General features: G+C 73.3%; 16 protein-coding genes. 8 read left to right on the top strand and 8 right to left on the bottom strand.

Features of this window, described 5'->3' with window-relative positions; genetic code table 11:
- Positions 1-521: 521 nt before the first annotated feature.
- Positions 522-1250 carry a L,D-transpeptidase gene (locus ACFWM2_RS29180; protein WP_383286148.1) on the bottom strand — a complete coding sequence of 243 codons (729 nt, stop codon included), beginning with the start codon at positions 1248-1250 and terminating at the stop codon, positions 522-524.
- Positions 1240-1764 carry a SigE family RNA polymerase sigma factor gene (locus ACFWM2_RS29175; protein ID WP_383286146.1) on the bottom strand — a complete coding sequence of 175 codons (525 nt, stop codon included), beginning with the start codon at positions 1762-1764 and terminating at the stop codon, positions 1240-1242. The genes ACFWM2_RS29180 and ACFWM2_RS29175 overlap by 11 nt, the downstream gene beginning before the upstream one ends.
- 162 nt (positions 1765-1926) lie before the next feature.
- Between ACFWM2_RS29175 and ACFWM2_RS29170 the strand changes: the two genes are divergently transcribed.
- From ACFWM2_RS29170 to ACFWM2_RS29150, 5 genes are all read left to right on the top strand, one after another.
- Entirely contained in the window at positions 1927-2928 is a 1002-nt protein-coding gene (locus ACFWM2_RS29170; RefSeq protein WP_383286144.1) for a L,D-transpeptidase, read from the top strand.
- Positions 2929-3089: 161 nt separating this feature from the next.
- Entirely contained in the window at positions 3090-3686 is a 597-nt protein-coding gene (locus tag ACFWM2_RS29165; protein WP_383286142.1) for a SigE family RNA polymerase sigma factor, read from the top strand.
- A complete protein-coding gene (locus tag ACFWM2_RS29160) occupies positions 3683-4573 on the top strand; it encodes a hypothetical protein (RefSeq protein WP_383286140.1) in 891 nt (296 codons plus the stop codon). Before ACFWM2_RS29165 ends, ACFWM2_RS29160 begins: the two co-directional genes overlap by 4 nt.
- A 209-nt stretch (positions 4574-4782) precedes the next feature.
- A complete protein-coding gene (locus ACFWM2_RS29155) occupies positions 4783-6237 on the top strand; it encodes a transglycosylase domain-containing protein (protein ID WP_383286138.1) in 1455 nt (484 codons plus the stop codon).
- A gap of 54 nt (positions 6238-6291) precedes the next feature.
- On the top strand, positions 6292-6519 hold the full coding sequence (locus tag ACFWM2_RS29150; protein ID WP_383286136.1) for a hypothetical protein: 228 nt from the start codon (positions 6292-6294) through the stop codon (positions 6517-6519).
- Positions 6520-6541: 22 nt separating this feature from the next.
- On the opposite strand, the gene ACFWM2_RS29145 is transcribed toward ACFWM2_RS29150, so the two are convergent.
- The 4 genes from ACFWM2_RS29145 to ACFWM2_RS29130 all read right to left on the bottom strand — a co-directional run bounded on the left by ACFWM2_RS29145 (position 6542) and on the right by ACFWM2_RS29130 (position 12134).
- Positions 6542-8536, bottom strand: coding sequence for a TerD family protein (locus tag ACFWM2_RS29145; protein ID WP_383286134.1), 1995 nt, complete (start codon positions 8534-8536; stop codon positions 6542-6544).
- Between the two features lie 214 nt (positions 8537-8750).
- The gene (locus ACFWM2_RS29140) at positions 8751-9611 is read right to left on the bottom strand and encodes a TIGR03943 family putative permease subunit (RefSeq protein ID WP_383286133.1); all 861 of its coding nucleotides are present in this window, start codon (positions 9609-9611) and stop codon (positions 8751-8753) included.
- A complete protein-coding gene (locus ACFWM2_RS29135) occupies positions 9608-10600 on the bottom strand; it encodes a permease (RefSeq protein WP_383286461.1) in 993 nt (330 codons plus the stop codon). The genes ACFWM2_RS29140 and ACFWM2_RS29135 overlap by 4 nt, the downstream gene beginning before the upstream one ends.
- A gap of 190 nt (positions 10601-10790) precedes the next feature.
- Positions 10791-12134, bottom strand: coding sequence for a tetratricopeptide repeat protein (locus ACFWM2_RS29130; protein ID WP_383286131.1), 1344 nt, complete (start codon positions 12132-12134; stop codon positions 10791-10793).
- 149 nt (positions 12135-12283) lie between these two features.
- Between ACFWM2_RS29130 and ACFWM2_RS29125 the strand changes: the two genes are divergently transcribed.
- From ACFWM2_RS29125 to ACFWM2_RS29115, 3 genes are all read left to right on the top strand, one after another.
- Positions 12284-12442, top strand: coding sequence for a hypothetical protein (locus ACFWM2_RS29125; RefSeq protein ID WP_383286129.1), 159 nt, complete (start codon positions 12284-12286; stop codon positions 12440-12442).
- A 4-nt stretch (positions 12443-12446) separates the two neighbouring features.
- Positions 12447-13694: an amidohydrolase gene (locus tag ACFWM2_RS29120; RefSeq protein WP_383286127.1), complete on the top strand. Its 1248-nt coding sequence runs from the start codon at positions 12447-12449 to the stop codon at positions 13692-13694.
- A gap of 85 nt (positions 13695-13779) precedes the next feature.
- On the top strand, positions 13780-14766 hold the full coding sequence (locus ACFWM2_RS29115; RefSeq protein ID WP_383286125.1) for an NAD-dependent epimerase/dehydratase family protein: 987 nt from the start codon (positions 13780-13782) through the stop codon (positions 14764-14766).
- Positions 14767-14772: 6 nt separating this feature from the next.
- On the opposite strand, the gene ACFWM2_RS29110 is transcribed toward ACFWM2_RS29115, so the two are convergent.
- Together ACFWM2_RS29110 and ACFWM2_RS29105 are read right to left on the bottom strand one after the other, a co-directional pair.
- Positions 14773-15849 (bottom strand): hypothetical protein, encoded by a 1077-nt coding sequence (locus ACFWM2_RS29110; RefSeq protein WP_383286123.1) that lies wholly within the window; start codon positions 15847-15849, stop codon positions 14773-14775.
- A gap of 105 nt (positions 15850-15954) precedes the next feature.
- Positions 15955-17100, bottom strand: coding sequence for a sensor histidine kinase (locus ACFWM2_RS29105; protein WP_383286121.1), 1146 nt, complete (start codon positions 17098-17100; stop codon positions 15955-15957).
- Position 17101: the final 1 nt, after the last annotated feature.

Raw genomic sequence — 17101 nt, 5'->3', positions numbered from 1 at the left:
CACCGGGTCCGGAGCGGGGTCGTCCCGCTCCGGGTCCGGGGCTTCCGGGACCGCGCTCCCGTCAGCGGCGAAAAGCGGGCCGGGATTCCCGTCAGCGGCTGAGTCCGGGGCCGGGGCTTCCTGGCCCGCGCTCCCGTCAGCGGCGAAGTCCGGACCGGCGTTCCCGTCAGCGGCGGTGTCCGGGTCCGGCTCCGAGGCTGAGTCCGGGGCCGGGCCTTCCGGGCCGGGGGTCCCGTCAGGGGCGGAGTTCGGGTCCGGTTCCAAGTCCGCGCCTCCGTCCCCACCAGGGCCGCGGCTCCGCTCCGGCTTCGTGTCCGGTTCCGGGGCCGCCCGGGTGCCGTATGCGTCGCTCTCACAGTCGGGGCCGTGGGCGTCCGGGGCTCCGGAGCCGTGACCCTGCTTCCTGGACCGCACGACCACCGCCTCCTTCCGCCGCCCGTCCTGCGACGGGCCGTCTCGGGTGGAGTGCGGGTCGGCGTCCGGGTACCCAGCGGAACAGATCCAAGTCGGCCGGGTGCGGTTCAGCCGACGGAGGCCGCTTCCGGGGCACCCGTGCGGGGCGCGGGCGGGGACGTCGCCGACGGGGACGTCGCGGCCGGCGGCCGCACGGTCGCGGCGGCCAGCGAGCTTTCGACATCGACCACCGAGCCCTGCCGCAACTGGCTGTAGAGCCATTTGGCGTCGGCGGTGCGCAGGCCGATCCAGCCGCCCGTGCTGTCGTAGTTGCCGGGCGCCTTGTCGTCGTACGTCAGGGCGGCGAGATAGGTCGTACGGCCGTCCGCGGCACGGAGTTCCAGCACCCAGAGGGCCTTGATGTCGTAACCGCTGGGGAAGCCGATGCCGTCGGACGCGACGGTCTTGGCCTCCGCCTTGGCCGTGACCGTCATCCGGCCGGTCGGCGTGGGCGTCTTGACGGTGCCCGCCGAGATCGGCAGCGTGCGGCCGTCGATGGTGAGCACCAGCCGGCGGAGGTCGATGGTGGCGTCGGCCCGCACCGGGAGGGCGCTCGGCGTGCCGGTGGGGCTCGCGGCCGGGGACGGGCGCTCCTCGGCACGGTCGCCGAGGGTCAAGGTGAGCGTCAGACCGAGGGCCAGCGCCGCGGCCGCGGAGGCTCCGGCGACGGCCGCGGTGGTACGGCGGCGGCGTCGGCGGCGTACGGCCAGCCGGCGGATCTCGGCACCGGACACGGGTGGGAGCGTCTCGCCGGCCTCCGCCAACTCGCGCAGGTCGGTGGTGAGTTCATCGGACACGGCCGTCCTCCTTCTCACCCTCGCCGGCCGCCGAGGCGGCCTCCCCCTCCGACAACACCCGGGCCAGCGCCGCCCGGCCGCGGGACAGCCGGGCCTTGACCGTGCCCACGGGCGCACCGGTTTCGGAGGCTACCTGCTCGACACTCAGGTCGCACAGATGGTGCAGGACCAGGGCCATCCGCTGCGGTTCGGGCAGGGTGCGCAGCGCGGCGATCAGAGCGGTGCGCTCGGGGTCGGGGCCCGGTGTGTGCTCCGGCGGCGGAGTGCGGCGCACGAGCTCCAGCCAGCGGCGCGCGCGGCGCCAGCGGCTCACCGCGAGCCGCATCGCCACGGTCCGTATCCACGCCTCGGGCGCCCCGTCGGCGAGGAACTCCCGCCGCCGGTCCCAGGCGCGTACGAACGCCTCCTGGACGACGTCCTGCGCCTCGCCGTGGTCCCCGGTGAAGGCGTAGAGCTGGCCTGTCAGCCGGGGGAACGCGGCGGCGTAGAACGTGTCGAACTCGTCCTCGGTCATGCCCCTCGCCGGAGTGTGCGGATTTTCCGCGGTCCCGTGCAACCCGGCCGACCGCGCCGTGCGTACAGGTCCCGTACGTCGCACATCGAAACACACCACAGGGGGAGCGGGATGACCACGGGGAGCACGGGGGGCATGGGGGCCATGGGAAGTACGGGGGCCATGAGAAGTACCGAGTCGGCAGGAACGGCGCGCCCGGTGGGGGCCGTCGGGGCCGCGGGGGTCGGCGGGGCCGGGCGGCCCGGGCGGGTGCGGGTGTGGGGGGCCGCGCTGGCCGTGTGCGCGCTCGCGATGACCGGCTGCTCGGCACAGGCCGTGGCCGGCGGCGGCACGGGGGCCGGTGCGGACGCGGCGGCGAAGCCGGGCGGCACCGCGAGCGTCCAGCCCGCCGAACCGAAGCCGAAGCCTCTCAAGTCCCTTGCGGGGGCGCGGCTCAACATCGCCGACCGGCAGACCGTGGGGGTCGGCATGCCGATATCCGTCACGTTCAGCCGTCCGATACCGGCGGCCGAACGGGCCGACACCGAACGCCAGTTGAAGGTCGCCACCTCGAACGGCACGACCGGGTCATGGAGTTGGATCAAGGACCGCAACCTTCTCGACGGGCAGCGGGTGGACTTCCGGCCGCGTACGTACTGGAAGCCCGGCACGGAGGTCACCGTGCGGGCCGGGGCCGGCCTCACCCGCCGCTTCACGGTCGGCCGTTCCCTCGTCGCCACGGTCGATGTGCGCACCCACACCATGACGGTGGAGAAGGACGGTTCGACCCGGCGCGTGCCGGTGACCGCGGGCGCCCCCGGCATGGACACCTGGAACGGCACGATGGTCGTCTCCGACAAGCAGCGTCGCGTGTTCATGGACTCCCGCACGGTCGGCTACGGCGACACCTACGCCGACTACTACGACTACGCCGTGCATCTCACCACCTCAGGTACGTACCTCCACCAGAATCCGAAGGCCAATACGTACGCCGGCCGCCAGAACGTCACCCACGGCTGCATCGGTCTCGCGACCGACGGCACCGCGAGCCGCTTCTACGGCGAGGTCATCCCCGGCGACGTCGTGAAGGTGACCGGCTCCAAGGACACGGTGGCGGCGGGCAACGGCTACGGCGACTGGAACCTCTCCTGGGACCAGTGGCGGACGGGCAGCGCGCTGACGTGACCCGAAGACCGCTCACGAGAGCCCGCCGCCGCAGACGCCCCTTCCGCTGAGCCGAGTCCGGGGCGGGGGACCGGCCCCACGTCCGGTCCCCCGCCGCCGTCCACCGGTTCACCGGGACCCGCTTTCCCCCACACGCACCCGATTCCGAGGGACCGCCGGCTGTGCCCCATGACAAGACCCCCGCTTCCGAATCCCCCGTCCAGGAAGGCGACTTCGCCGCGTACGCCACCGAGGCGTGGCCCCGTCTGGTCCGCACCGCGCACCTGCTCACCGGCGACCTCCGCGAGGCGGAGTACCTCGTCCGGACCGCGCTGACCGAGGTGTACGCCGGCCGTCGGCGCATCCCGCTTGCCGACGTCGACTTCTGCGTACGCCGGTCGCTGGTCGGCATCCATCTCGGGCGGGCCCGGCGGAGACGGCTCGCGCGGTGGGTGCCTTTCCGGGAGCCGGGACCGGGACCCCGTCCGCGGACGGGGCCGGGGACGGGGCCCGCGGAAGACGTCGGCGGACGGGCCGCCGTGCGTCCGGCGCCGGCCGCGCTGCCCGGGCGGCAGCGGGCCGTGCTGGTGCTGCGCCACTGGGAGGGGCTGAGCGAGGCCGAGACGGCGGAACTGCTCGGCTGCTCGGTGGGCGCGGTCAGAAGACAGGCCCGGCGCGGTCTGGCCGCCCTGCGCGTCCACCCCGGACTCGCCCTCCACGCGGACCTCGTCCGCCACCCCGTACCCACCCCCCACACCTCCTCCGGAGCCCACCGATGAACCACATCGCGAAGCACGCCGTACGACCGCGCGAGGCGGCCACCGTGAACCGGGCCGCGCGGCCGCGCCCGGCGGCCACGGCTGACTGGGGCCTGTGGCCAGGCGGGACCACCACCGCTGACCTGGGCGTACGGCCGCACGAGGGCGGGCCCGCGAGCCGAGCAGGACGGCCGCGTGAGGGCGACGCCGAATCCCGTTGGCTGCGTGAGGTGTTCGCCGACGCCGTGCACGACGTCGTGCCGTCGCCCGTGCCGCTGGCCGCAGTCATTCGCGACGGGCGGCGGCTGCGGCGACGCCGGTCCACCGTACTGGGCGCGCTGTGCGGGCTGTTGCTGGTCTCGGCGGCCGGCGCGGCCCTGTACACGGACCTGTTCTCCGGGCCGGGCGGCGCCACGGCGTCGTCGGGGGCGTCGGGATCCGCGGGGGCGAACGCCACCGCGCCGTTCGGCGGGAGTGTGCGGATCGTGACGCCGGGCGAACGCGTGCCGGTCGCGCCCGGCGTCAAGGTGTGGCTCACCAAGGACGGCGAGCACTGGTCGGCGCCGGACTCGCCCCAGCCCGTCCGCACCGGTCCGTACGCCGGGGCCGCTGCGGACCAGCCCGGCATCACCCTCCAGGAGGAGGGGAAGCACGGCAACTGGTTCCTGTCCGGCGTCTACCACGGTGCCGGCGAGGCGGCGCGCGTCGAAGTCGAAACGGCAGGCGGCCGGTTCAGCGGCTCACTGCTCACCCTGGCGGGCAAGCCCGGCTGGGGCGTCTGGTACGCCGAGGTGAAGCTGCCCGGCTCCGGCACGAGTTCACCGTCGGCGCTCGACGGTGTCACCGGGAGAGTCACGGTGTACGACTCCTCTGGCGGGGTGATCGCACGAACGGACTTCGCCGGATGAACGCGTACGAGCGGCTGCGCGAGGTCTGCCGTGGCCGAACCTCTCGCATCCGAAGGCCCCGTGCACGAGGCCGCCTTTCCCGTGGACGTCTCTCCCGTGGACGTCTCTCCCGTGGACGTCTCTCGCGTGGGCGGAGGCTGCGGCGGGCGGCGGTCGCGGTTCTCGCGCTGCTCGCCGTCGTCTGCGGCACCGTCGTGGTGGCGTACGAGATGACGGACGTTCCCGAGCCGCACCCCGAGACGGTGATGCAGAGCACGGTCTTCCTCGACACGAGCGGCGCCTACCTGGGCCGGCGCGGCCCGGTGGACCGCCAGGACGTGGCGCTCGCCCAGGTCCCGCGCCCGGTGCAGGACGCGGTGATCGCCGCGGAGAACCGTTCGTTCCGCACGGACTCGGGGATCTCGCCGAGCGCCATCGCCCGGGCGACCCTGGCCGCGATGACGGGCGGCGCGCGGCAGGGCGGTTCCACGATCACGCAGCAGTACGTGAAGAACGCCCTGCTCAGCCCCGAACAGTCACTGAGCCGCAAGGCACGCGAGGCGCTGATCGCGGTCAAGCTGGACCGCACCCATTCCAAGGACGACATCCTGGAGGGCTACCTCAACACCGTGTACTTCGGCCGGGGCGCCGCGGGCATCCAGTCGGCGGCGCGCAACTACTTCGGTGTGGACGCCCACGACCTGACGCTCGCGCAGGGCGCCGCGCTCGCGGCGATCATCAATCTGCCGTCGTACTACGAGAGGGCGGGCTCGGACGCGAAGGTGACGGCGACCCTGCAACGCCGCTGGGCCTGGGTCCTGGACGCGATGGCGGCGTCGGGGGACATCACGGCGGCCCGGCGGGCCGGCGCCACGTTCCCGGCGTTCCGCTTCTATCCGCCGGGCGACACGGACGGCCAGCGCCAGTACCTGATCGACGCGGCCGCGTCGGAGGCCGCGGGGCGGCTGGGCATCACCGAGGACCAACTGGCCCGGGGCGGCTACACCGTGCACACCACCTTCGACCTCGCGGCGCAGGACGAGACGGCGGAACGGGTCGACGAGGGAACGAAGGGCGTCCCCGACGGCACCCGAGTCCACGCCGCCGTCGTCGCGCTGGTCCCCGGCGACGGGGCGGTCCGTGTCCTGTACGGCGGCGCGGACTACGCCCGTCAGCCGTTCAACGACGCCCTCGACGGTGCGGTGGAGGCAGGCACGGCGCTCCAGCCCTTCCGTGACATGAAGCTCGCCGCACCGCTGACCGACCTGCCGCGCACCGCGGCGCCGACGCCGCTCCGCCTGGCCTCGGCCTACGCCACGGCGGCGGCCCGCGGCACCTACGCGACGCCGTACACCGTCACGAAGATCACCCGGGCCGCGGACACCCTCTACACGGCCCGTCCCCGCACCTCGGCCACGATGCCGACCGTCCTCGCGGACACGCTCACCAAGGGCCGGCACATCGCCTACGACCTCTACGACCCGCTGACCGCCTACACCGGCACCGCGGGCCGGCGCACCCGCTGGCAGTCGATCTACGACGGCCAACTCGCCGTCACCGTCGCCCTCTTCGCGGAACACCCCGCCAAGGGCAAACACCCAGCCACCCCGGCACCGCTCCCCGCCGCGACCTCCCAACTGGCCCCCGACCTGGCCGGCACCGCCCGCACCGCTCTCCTCTCCTGACCGACGGCCGCCGTAAGCTGTACCGCTCTTCAACTCGGGGGAAAGGGACGACCCATGGCACCGAAGCCGGTCAGGGCCGCAATAGGCGACCACTGGATCACCTGTCAGGTCTGCAAGAGCGACCGCTTCCGCGAACGGGGCATCAAACTCAACAGCACGGGCATGGAGTTCATGAGGATCGCCTGGGCCGACGAAACCGCCACCGGCCTCATCTGCTGGCACTGCGGCTACGTCCACCTCTTCGTCAACGGCGCCGTCCAGCTGTACCGCGCGGACAAGTAGGTGACCGAGGCCCGATGAGGGCTCACCCCACAGCGGCGGGCTGCCGGGAGCGCTGGGAGCGTCCGTCCAACGGCACGACCACCACGGCATGGAAGCGGTCGACGGATTCGTCGACGCTGCGGATGAAGCCGGACTCGGCGTTACCGCGGGTGTTGCCCATGCCACGGAACAGGGACAGCCGGAAGCCGGTGATCGGCACACCGTTCTTGGGGACGATGTCGGCGGGTTCGGGGCGCAGCCGCTCCAGCGTTCCGCGCGGACCACCCGCCTCGCCGCTGACGAGGGTTTCGACGTGCAGGTCGGCCGGCGCCTCTTCCAGCTGTCGGACGAGCCGCTTGGCCCAGGTGAGGGGGTAGCCCTGTTCAGGCGCGGCGATCTCAATGGACGTACGCAGCTTGCCTGTTCGCAGGTCGGCACAGAGCGCGAGGATGCCGGCCGTCCCCTCGATCCGGAGCTCCGCATCGAGTCTGCCGTCCCGGCAGAGCCGGTCGGCCAGCGCCACCCGCCGCAGCCTCGGATCCGTACCCCGCTTCGCCCGCTGCACCGGCAGCACCTTCTGCCCGAGTTCGCCGCCCAGTCGCAGGCAGACCTGCCGGACCAGGCGCTCCCAGCTCTCCACGACCTCCATGGCTCGCGGATCGCCCTGGCACAGGGTCTCGTCGTCGATCCCGTTGCGCACGGGTACCCAGGCCGGCCCCATGTTCTGGAAGCCGTGGCAGCCGGAGTTCTCGTGCTGGAGATAGTGCAGGAGTTCCTGGAGGAGCCAGGCGTGAGCGGCGTTGCCCACGCCCTCGTGGCGGATCAACATCTGGGCCTGGTGCGTCACTTCGGCCCACGACAGATGCCACAGAGCGACCTTGTTCTTGCGCCGTCCGTCCATCTTCACGTCGAGCAGCGGACTGCCGTCCAGTTCCACGTCGTTGGAGAGCGTGATGACGGCCTCGTATCCGCGCCGGGCGGCGATGTCGACGTACGCCTGCACCTGGTCGGTCTTGAGGGAGTTGCCGTTGGTCTTCGTCTCGACCAGCGCCGTCCACAGCTTGCCCGCGCGCTCGACCCGGATGACCCCGTCAGGGCGCCTCGGGGAGTCGCCGTTCGGCAGCGAGACCTCGGTGAACGTCTCCATGCGCCCGGCCGGCGCACCGAACGCCGCCGTCAGCCGGCGGCCGAACTCCGGTACCTGCGCCATCACCGACAGCAGCACTGACGTCGCCCGTGTCTCCCGCTCCCGGTCGCTCTTGAGCGCGGAGACGGGGAAGAGCCGGGCGGTCCGCCAGGTCTCGTTCTCGGCGAGGGACTTCCTGGTCACCTTGGGCAGCGTGACCTTCTTCTTGGCGGTACGAGGCCGGGGCGCCGCCTTCGGCACGACCTCAACCGGTCCGCTCATGGCCTGCGCCGGGATGGACGCCACGATCGGCGCGACGGCCTCCAGGGCCACCGCCTCCAGCGCGGTTTCCTGTTCCGGTTCCGCCTCGTCGTCGATGTCGACGCCGTAGTCCGTGGCCAGACCGGCCAGACCGGAGGCGTAACCCTGGCCGATGGCGCGGAACTTCCAGTCGCCACCCCGCCGGTAGAACTCTCCGAACAGCAGCGCGCCGACCTCATCGGCGCCTTCCACGGTGAACCGGAGCAGGCTCTGACCGGCGCCGTCAGCGAGCGTCAGCCGCAGGTCCGCCAGGTCTCCGAACCGATCCCCCGCGTCCCGGCTCGCGGCCACGACGATCTGCTCGACCTCCGCCTCCATCGCGGTCAGGTCGAAGGTGATGCGGTCCTCGTTGCCGTTCGCCGTGGGCGCCTTGCCCAGGAGTTGCACGCTCCCGTCGGCCGCTACGGGGTTGTTGTAGAAGTAGAAGTCCGCGTCGCTGCGTACCTTGCCGTCCGCGGTCAACAGCAGCACGGAGACGTCCGCGTCGCCCTCCCCGGTGGGACTGCTCCAGCTCAGACTCACCATCACCGAGCCGATGTCCTCGCTTAAGGACGCCAGACCGACATTGCCGCCCTTGACCATCTCGTGCATGAGGCCCCCCAGATGCACGGCCGCGCGGGAAGCCTCCCGGCGGCCCTTGTCCGTAGCCTTGAGCGCCGCGCGCCCATCATGTGACGCACGCCACATTTGGCGTATTGGGCGCACCTTAGCGCGACCCCGGGCCGCGCGTGACCGCCGTGCGGGATTCTTTCCGACGGCATATCCAGCCGTCCGACGCTTTGCGGCGGCCGGAGGGAATCAGGTGTCACCGCCGCTCGTAAGGATTCTCCGGTTCCGGCGTCTGTTTCAGGGTGCGGGCTTCAAGGACCGGAGGCCAGGCGGTCGTTGAGCCGAGGGTGCCCTTGGGGTGCCAGGTGCCGGTGAGGGTGATCCAGGTGTCGGCCGCCGGGGCGTCGGCGTCGAGGATGCGGATCTTGTAGGTGCTCGCGTCGGCCGCGCAGCAGGTGATGCGGAGGCGGGCCAGGTACCAGGTGCCGTTCGCTCCGCGGGTGACGAAGCCGGTCATGCGGACGGTGCGGCCCGTCAGGGACCTGCCCTTGTCGTAGATCGCCCGGGAGGTGAACTCGCCCAGCGTCAGGTCCACCGGGTTCCCGGCGGGGAGGGCCGGGAAGGTGCCGATGCCCTGGGCCGCTCGCTGCGCCGCCTCCCGGTCCGCGCTGTAGGAGCCGAGCGCCGGCGGCGGGAAGACCAGCAGCGCCGAGGCCGGGACCGCCAGCAGCCAGGCGATTCGAGGGGTACGGCTGTGGTCGTGACGGGCGGCTTCGGGGGTGGTCCCAGCGGTCTTCGGGCCGTCGGCCGGAGCGGTTGCGCCGTCGGCCGGACCGGAGGAGCCGTCAACCGGAGCGGTCGCGCCCTCGGGCGGCGGGGGCGGGTCCTCGGGCGGCAAGGTCAGGGCGTCGGTCGGCGGGAAGTGCGGGCGGCGGAGGGTTCGGGCCGTGTGGATCGCCGAGGTCAGGGACAGCGTCGCCAGGAGGAGGCCCGAGGCGATCAGGTAGGGGCGCAGGCCCTGTTGCACGTACCGGAGGTACAGGTCGCTGAAGAGAGAGATGCGCAGGATCGCGGCGCCGCTCAACAGGAGGAGCAGGGAGGGTCCGTAGCGCCTCACAGGAGCCACCATCCCGTCAGGGCGCTGCTCCCCAGGGCGACCAGCCAGGTCGTGGACGAGAAGCGCGCGGCGAAGGACTTGCCGAACGTGCCGGCCTGGAGGGCGATCAGTTTCAGGTCGACCATCGGGCCGATCACCATGAACGCCAGCCGTGCGGTCGGCGAGAACGCGGTCAGCGAGGCCGCCACGAACGCGTCCGCCTCGCTGCACACGCACAGGACGACGGCGAGGACCGCCAGCAGCAGTACCGCCGCCCAGGGCGAACCGGTGAAGACGTCGAGCACCGAACGCGGGACGGCGATGTTGAAGGTCGCCGCGGCGGCCGCGCCCAGCACCAGGAAGCCGCCCGCGTGCAGGAAGTCGTGCTGGAGCCCGGCGCGGAAGTCCCGCCAGGGCGCGGCGGGCGCCCCGGGCCCGGCGGCGGATGCCGGCAGCCGCAGCCACTCGTCGCGGCCGAAGCGGACCCAGAGCCAGCCCATCACCACCGCCGTCCCCAGGGAGGCGACCAGTCGGGCGAGAACCATGAGGGGCTGCCCGGGGAACGCGATCGACGTCGCGACCAGCACCACCGGGTTGATCGCCGGTGCGGAGAGCAGGAAGGCGAGCGCGGCGGCCGGAGCCACTCCCCGGCGCATCAGGCTGCCCGCCACCGGCACCGACGCGCACTCGCACCCGGGCAGGACGACCCCGGCCGCGCCCGCCACCGGCACGGCGAGCGCCGGGCTCCGCGGCAGCAGACGGCTGAGGACCCGGTCCGGCACGAAGGCACCGATCGCCGCCGACACGAGCGTGCCGAGCAGCAGGAAGGGGACGCCCTGGACGGCCACCGCCGTGAACACCGTCCACCATGCGGCCATCGCAGGGGTCGCGAGGTCCAGCACGAGCACCGGACCCATGACCGAGACGAACGTGCCGATCGCGATCAGCGCGAGTCCGCCCAGCACCGCGTACACGAGCGCGCGGGCGGCCCAGCGCGCCCCGTCGGCCAGAGCACCCCGGCTCACCGGGTAGCCCCCGTACTCCAGGTGCTCCAGGTGCTCCTGGTACTCCTCGTTGTTCACGCCGGTGGTCCCGCCTGCCTCGGTGTAGGCGTCGGACGCTAGCCACCGGTGCTGTGCGACACCCCGCAGACGTCGAAGAGGGACCTGTGCGGCACAGCCGTGCGCACGGCGAGCCGCGTCACAGAGGCGGCTGTGCGGGCGCCGGCCCCAGGGTCGTCGTGCCGGGTGCGGTCCGGTGGCCGAGGCCCGTGCGGTACGCGTCCAGCGCGGCCTCGACCCGGCCGGTCCTGCGCAGCAGATCCCCGAGCATCCGGCACAGGTCGGCCAGATCGCCCGCCGCGCCCGCCCGCTCCAGCAGACTGAGCGCCCTGACGTAGTGCTCCTCGGCCGCCTCGGTGTCCCGCGCGTCCTCGGCGATGATCCCGAGCAGCCGGTGCGCGCCCGCCGAGTGGACGGCGCCGCGCTCGGAGCTGAGGTCCCCGAGCACCTCGCGCAGCAGCCCGGCCGCCTCGTCCGACTTGCCGCGCCGGTGCAGTACGTCGGCGAGTTCGACGACGACCTGGCTGGTGTAGAGGGCGGCGCGCTTGGCGGACAGCATGGCCCGGGCCTCGCGCAACTCGCTCTCGGCCCGCTCCAGTTCGCCGTTCTGCGCGTACAGGTAGCCGCGCATCCAGTGGCAGTTCGCCAGTTCCGTACGGATCTGGAGCTGGCGGTAGAGCTCGGCGGCCTTGGCCAGGGACGCGTCGGCCTCGGCGGTGCGGCCCTCGGCGAGCAGCGTGCGGGCGACGGAGCGGTGCATCCGGGCGACCAGCGCGGGGTCGGCGACCTGGGGCGCGAGCGCCAGCGCGAACTCGGCGGCCTGGGCGGCCCGGGCATGCGCGCCCATGTCCATGTAGGGCGCGATGATGCCCGTATAGAGGAGCAGGAGCGCGTCCGGGTCGTGCAGCCCGGTGCGGTTCAGCTCGTCGAGGGAGGACTCGAACAGGTAGCAGGCGTAGCGCAGTTCGCCCGCGAGATAGTGCGAGACGGCCCGGCCGCGCAGGGCGGGGACGCGCAACGGCAGCGGGGCGTCCCCGAGCCGCTGCTCCGACTGCTCGAAGCGGGTACGGGCGGTCTCCAAGTCCCCTGTCTCCAGGGCACATTCGCCGAGGCCCAGCAGGGCGGCCGCCTGTTCGGCGACGAGCCCGTGCGCGTCGGCCTCCGCGAGCAGTGCCGTGTACTGCTCGGCGGCCACCTCGGCCTCGCCGGTCGCCAGGGTCCGCTGCGCGTCCGTCAGCCGCAGCCGCAGATCCGTGGCGAGGTGCGCCGGACGGCCCGTCGCCAGCTCCTCGTACGCCACCCCGAGCCGCTCGGCGATGTGCCGCAGCGCCGGTTCGGAGGCGCGCACCCGGCCCGCCTCCAGGGTGGAGATGTAGGCGGGCGTGTACGCCGGTGCCGCCAGCTGTTTCTGGGTCAGCCCGCGTTCCGTACGTAATTGCTGCACCCTGCGCCCGATGATTCCCGGGTCGTCGCGCTCCGCCATGAATTAAGCATGCCATTAAGACGACTTACGTTCGGGCAAGTCCTGACTTTCGTCCAACTCCCTTGCCTGCTCTTGCCCTTGGCCTTACCCAGCCTCTACGTTAAGCGACGTATTAAACGTGCTTAATACGCCGCTGTTGCGAGGTCACCGTGCTTCGACGCATTTCCGCCCGCTACTTCCGCGGCCTGGGTGCCGCGGTCGTCACCGTGGCCGCTCTGGTCACGGCCGCGAACGCCGGTCCGGCCAGGGCCGACCAGCCCCCGCACGCGCCGCACACCGCCCCCGCAGAGGTCGCGCGCCTACGCTGATCCCGTGACCCCTGCCGCCGCACGCACCGCACTGGACCTCACCGCCGACCTCCCGGTCCCGGCCCTGGAGGACCTCTACCGGGACCTGCACCGCCATCCCGAGCTGTCGCTGTCCGAGCACCGGACGGCGGCGGGCCTCGCCGAGCGGCTGCGCACCGCCGGGTACGAGACGGCCGAAGGCGTCGGCGGGACCGGCGTGGTCGGGATGCTGCGCAACGGGGACGGGCCGACCGTCCTGCTGCGCGCCGACATGGACGCGCTCCCGGTCACCGAGGAGACGGGGCTGCCCTACGCCTCCGAGCACGACGGCGTGATGCACGCCTGCGGCCACGATCTGCACGTGACCTGGCTGACCGGAGCGGCCGAGGCGCTCGCCGCCGGCCGGGACGCCTGGTCCGGCACGCTCCTGGTGGTCGGCCAGCCCGCCGAGGAGACCGGCCAGGGTGCGGCCCTGATGGCCGCGGACGGGCTGTACGAGCGGTTCCCGCGCCCCGACGTCCTGCTCGCCCAGCACGCGGTCCCCGGCCCGGCCGGTCTCTACGCCCACTCCCCGGGCCTGATCATGTCGGCCTCCACGGACGTCGACATCGTCGTCCACGGGCGCGGCGGCCACGGCTCCCGTCCGGAGTCGACGGTGGACCCGGTCGTGACGGCCGCCTACCTGGTGACCCGGCTGCAGACCGTCGTCAGCCGGGAGATCGCGGCCCGCGAGTCCGCGGTCCTGACGGTGGGCCGCATCGAGGCGGGCACCCGGCACAACATCATCCCGTCCGAGGCGCGCATCGCCCTCAACATCCGTACGCAGTCGGAGGAGGTCCGGCAGCGGATGATCGCCGCGATCGGGCGGATCGCCGAGGGGGAGTGCCGGACCGCGGGCTGCCCCCGCGAGCCGGACGTCACCGTCGGCAACACCTTCCCGGTGACGGTGAACGACTACGAGACCGACCGCCGGATCGCCGCCGTGCACGGCCAGGTCTTCGGTGCCGCAACGATCCTCGACCCCGGCCCGGCGATGGGCAGCGAGGACTTCGCCCACCTCGCGCAGCACGAGGGCGGTCGGCTGCCGTACTCCTACTGGTTCGTGACCTGCACTCCGGCCGACGTCTGGAACGCGGCGCCCGGCACCGACCTGATGGACAGGTTCGCGGCCGTCCCCAGCAACCACAGCCCGCACTTCGCGCCGGACCTGTCGACCCTCGTCCCGGGGGTACGGACCCTGGTGTCGGGCGCGCTGTCCTACCTCGTGCACTGAGTCCCACCGTCCCCGTTCTTACGGAGTGGTGACGTGCGGGCGCGGGCGCGCCGTCCGGGGGGCCCGCGCGCCTAGCTTGTGGCGTATGCGCGTACTGGTCACCGGCGGAGCCGGGTTCATCGGGTCGGAGGTCGTCGCCGCGCTGGGCGCGCGGGGGCACGAGGCGGTCTCGTACGACCTCCGGGAGGGCCGGGACGTGCGCGACCGCACCGCCGTGTCCGAGGCACTCGCCGGAGTGGACGCGGTGTGCCACCAGGCGGCGCTGGTCGGCCTCGGCGACGGATTCGCCGACGCAACGGAGTACGTCTCGCGCAACGACCTCGGTACGGCGGTGCTGTTGACGGCGATGGCCGGGGCGGGCGTACATCGGCTGGTGCTCGCGGGGTCGATGGTCGTGTACGGCGAGGGCCGCTACACCTGCGGGCGGCACGGGGTCGTGCGGCCGGGTCCGCGCTCCGCCGCCGACCTCTCGGCCGGCCGCTTCGAGCCGACCTGCCCCTCCTGCGGGCAGGAACTGAGCCCCGGACTCGTGACGGAGGACGCGCCCGCCGACCCCCGCAACGTCTACGCGACGACCAAACTCACCCAGGAGCACCTCGCGGCGGCGTGGGCGCGGAGCACGGGCGGCACGGCTCTCGCGCTCCGCTACCACAACGTGTACGGCCCCGGCATGCCCCGCGACACCCCGTACGCGGGTGTCGCCGCGTTCTTCCGGTCGGCCCTGGCGCGGGGCGAGGCCCCGCGGGTCTTCGAGGACGGCGGCCAGCGGCGCGACTTCGTCCATGTGCGGGACGTGGCGGCGGCGAACGTCCTGGCCCTGGAGGCCGGTTCGGCGGAGGGCACCTTCACCGCGTACAACACGGGAAGCGGCGATCCCCACACGGTCGGCGAGCTGGCCCGGGCCCTCGCCACCGCCCACGGCGGCCCCGACCCGGTCGTCACCGCCGAGTACCGGCTCGGCGACGTCCGCCACATCACCGCGGACTCCAACCGGCTGCGCACCGCCCTCGGCTGGCGGCCGGAGGTGACCTTCGAGGCCGGGATGAAGGAGTTCGCGGGGGAGCGGCCGTAAGGCCTGTCAGCCGGTGAGCTGGGCGGCGCCCAGTTCGTCCAGGTGCTGCCGGATGTGCCGCAACGCACCCTCGCGGCGGCCGGGGACGCGGTGGCGCAAGTCGGCCAGGGCGGGGCCGAGTTCGCGGGCGCGGGCCGCGTCCCGGATGCGGCCCCACTGGTGGTGGGCGCGGTCGACGGCCGATTCGACGGCGGGCGTGTCCGGGGACTCCCCGGCCCCCAGCCGCGCGGCGGCCACCGCGAGCCAGGCCCGGCAACTGAGCACCGGGTCCCCCGCGAACATCGCCAGGTCCGCGCGGACCTCCATCCAGTGCAGCGCCTGCCCGGACCCGGGGCCGTACGCGCGGACCGCCGACTGCTCCCACTGCGCTGCGAGCGCCGCCGCCTCCCCGTGCCGCCCCGCCTGTACGGCGGCCGAGATGACGGCGTGCGGATCGGACGCCGCGGGCACCTGCGCCTCGGCGGCCAGCACGATTCCGGCGGGCTCGCCCTCGCCCCACGCGCGCGTCAGGGCGTGCTGGTGCAACTGCGCGGGTGCCGGCCGCTGTCCGCTGCGCAACAGCGTGGCCAGGGCCTTCATGTACGACGGTGCCGCCACCGCGCGGCGCGGTGGGGGCGGTGCGACCCGGCCGTAGAGCGTCACTCCCGGCCCCGCGGTGAGCGGGTGGGACACCAGGTGCTGCCAGGCCTCCGCGTCCGCGTGGAGATCGGCGAAGAGGGTGGTCGTCCCCGGTGACCGCAGCCGCAGTTCCTCCCGCACCCAGTGCCAGGGGAAGGCCGTGTAGCGGACCGTGGACGGTGTGGTGCGGGCCAGGGCGAGGTGGGGAAGGTGCTGGCGGCGGTCGAGCTGGAGCTGGCCGGCGAGATAGACCGTCAGCGGGCCGGGCGCGGTCGCCGCGGCACGCAGCCGGGTGAGGACCGCCTGCGGCTCCAGGGGGTCGGCCAGTTCCACCACGTTCGCCGTGTCCGTGCCGGACAGCACGGACGGGGCCACGGCGGCGAGAACGGGAAGCACCGACGCCGCGTCCACCAGGCATCCCTTGCCCACCGGCGAGGCCGCGATCAGCAGCACGGTTCCGGGCATCGTTCCTCCCCCCATCGATCACGTACCGCAGCACCGTAACCGCTGCGCGTGCAAAGGGGGGACGGCGGTGGGCAGGAATCGCGAACCCCCGCAGTGCCCGCGCCCTTACGTCTCCACCGCCACCTCGCCGGCCGGGAGTGTCATCGGCACGGTCGGCAGCGTCACCTCGAAACGGCAGCCGCCCGTCACATTGCGTACGGCGGCGCGCCCCTGGTGTGCCTCCACGATGCCGCGCACGATGGCGAGGCCGAGGCCCGCCCCGGCGGGGGGCGTCCGGGCGTGGGTGCCGCGCCAGCCGGTGTCGAAGACGCGGGACAGATCCTCCTCGGGGATGCCCCCGCAACCGTCGGTGACGGACAGGACGACTCCCTCCGGCGAGCGTTCCGCGGCCACCGCGACCGTGCCGTCGGCCGGGGTCCGGCGGATCGCGTTGACCAGCAGGTTGCCCAGCACCCGGCTCATCTCCTTGCCGTCCACCTCGACCGGTACCGGCTCGATCCGGTCCCCCACCAGCCGTACGCCGTGCTCGCGCGCCAGCGGGTCCGCACCCGCGAGGGCGTCACCGACGAGGTCGTAGAGGGAGATCCGGGAGGGGGTCAGGGCGAGCGTTCCGGCGTGGATGCGGGAGAGTTCGAAGAGGTCGCCGACCATGTCGTTGAGGCGTTCCACCTCGGTGCGGATCTGTCGCAGATAGCGGTCGGGGTCGGCGGCGACACCGTCCTCCAGCGCCTCCGACATCGCCCGCAGCCCGGCGAGCGGGGTGCGCAGATCGTGCGAGATCCAGGCGACGAGTTCGCGCCGGGAGGTCTCCAGGGCGCGTTCGCGGTCCCGGGACTCGGCGAGCTTCGCACTCGTGGCCTGCAACTCCCGGCTCAGCGCGGCGAGTTCGGCGGTCGCGGGGCCGTCGGGGGCCGCGAAGGCGCCCCCGTCGCCGAAGGAGCGGGCCGCGAGGGTGAGCGCACGGCTGCGGGCGACGACCCAGCGGCCCAGCAGCAGCGCGGTGACCAGGGAGACCACGGCCGCCATCGCCACGACGGTGGTGACGACGCTCAGGTCGTGCGGGGAGAGGAACATCGCCCACGCCACGACCAGCGTCCCCGCGAGCATCGCGGTCACGGCCACGGCGGCGACCACGGCGAGCGACGCGGTCAGCGAACGACGCCGGATCAGCCAGAGCGTGACCGCCCCGAGCAACCCGGCCGCGGCGGCACCGAGGAAGGCGAAGAGGGCGATGAGCAGCATGTCGCGCATG

The organism is Streptomyces sp. NPDC058371, assembly GCF_042723265.1.
Lineage (GTDB): Bacteria > Actinomycetota > Actinomycetes > Streptomycetales > Streptomycetaceae > Streptomyces.
This window is presented reverse-complemented; position numbering and strand designations above follow the sequence as displayed.

Coding starts and splice junctions, on each gene's coding strand:
- ACFWM2_RS29175 (WP_383286146.1), bottom strand. CDS start 1,764: ATGACCGAGGACGAGTTCGACACGTTCTACGCCGCCGCGTTCCCCCGG.
- ACFWM2_RS29170 (WP_383286144.1), top strand. CDS start 1,927: ATGAGAAGTACCGAGTCGGCAGGAACGGCGCGCCCGGTGGGGGCCGTC.
- ACFWM2_RS29160 (WP_383286140.1), top strand. CDS start 3,683: ATGAACCACATCGCGAAGCACGCCGTACGACCGCGCGAGGCGGCCACC.
- ACFWM2_RS29155 (WP_383286138.1), top strand. CDS start 4,783: ATGACGGACGTTCCCGAGCCGCACCCCGAGACGGTGATGCAGAGCACG.
- ACFWM2_RS29150 (WP_383286136.1), top strand. CDS start 6,292: ATGGCACCGAAGCCGGTCAGGGCCGCAATAGGCGACCACTGGATCACC.
- ACFWM2_RS29145 (WP_383286134.1), bottom strand. CDS start 8,536: ATGCACGAGATGGTCAAGGGCGGCAATGTCGGTCTGGCGTCCTTAAGC.
- ACFWM2_RS29130 (WP_383286131.1), bottom strand. CDS start 12,134: ATGGCGGAGCGCGACGACCCGGGAATCATCGGGCGCAGGGTGCAGCAA.
- ACFWM2_RS29115 (WP_383286125.1), top strand. CDS start 13,780: ATGCGCGTACTGGTCACCGGCGGAGCCGGGTTCATCGGGTCGGAGGTC.
- ACFWM2_RS29110 (WP_383286123.1), bottom strand. CDS start 15,849: ATGCCCGGAACCGTGCTGCTGATCGCGGCCTCGCCGGTGGGCAAGGGA.
- ACFWM2_RS29105 (WP_383286121.1), bottom strand. CDS start 17,100: ATGCGCGACATGCTGCTCATCGCCCTCTTCGCCTTCCTCGGTGCCGCC.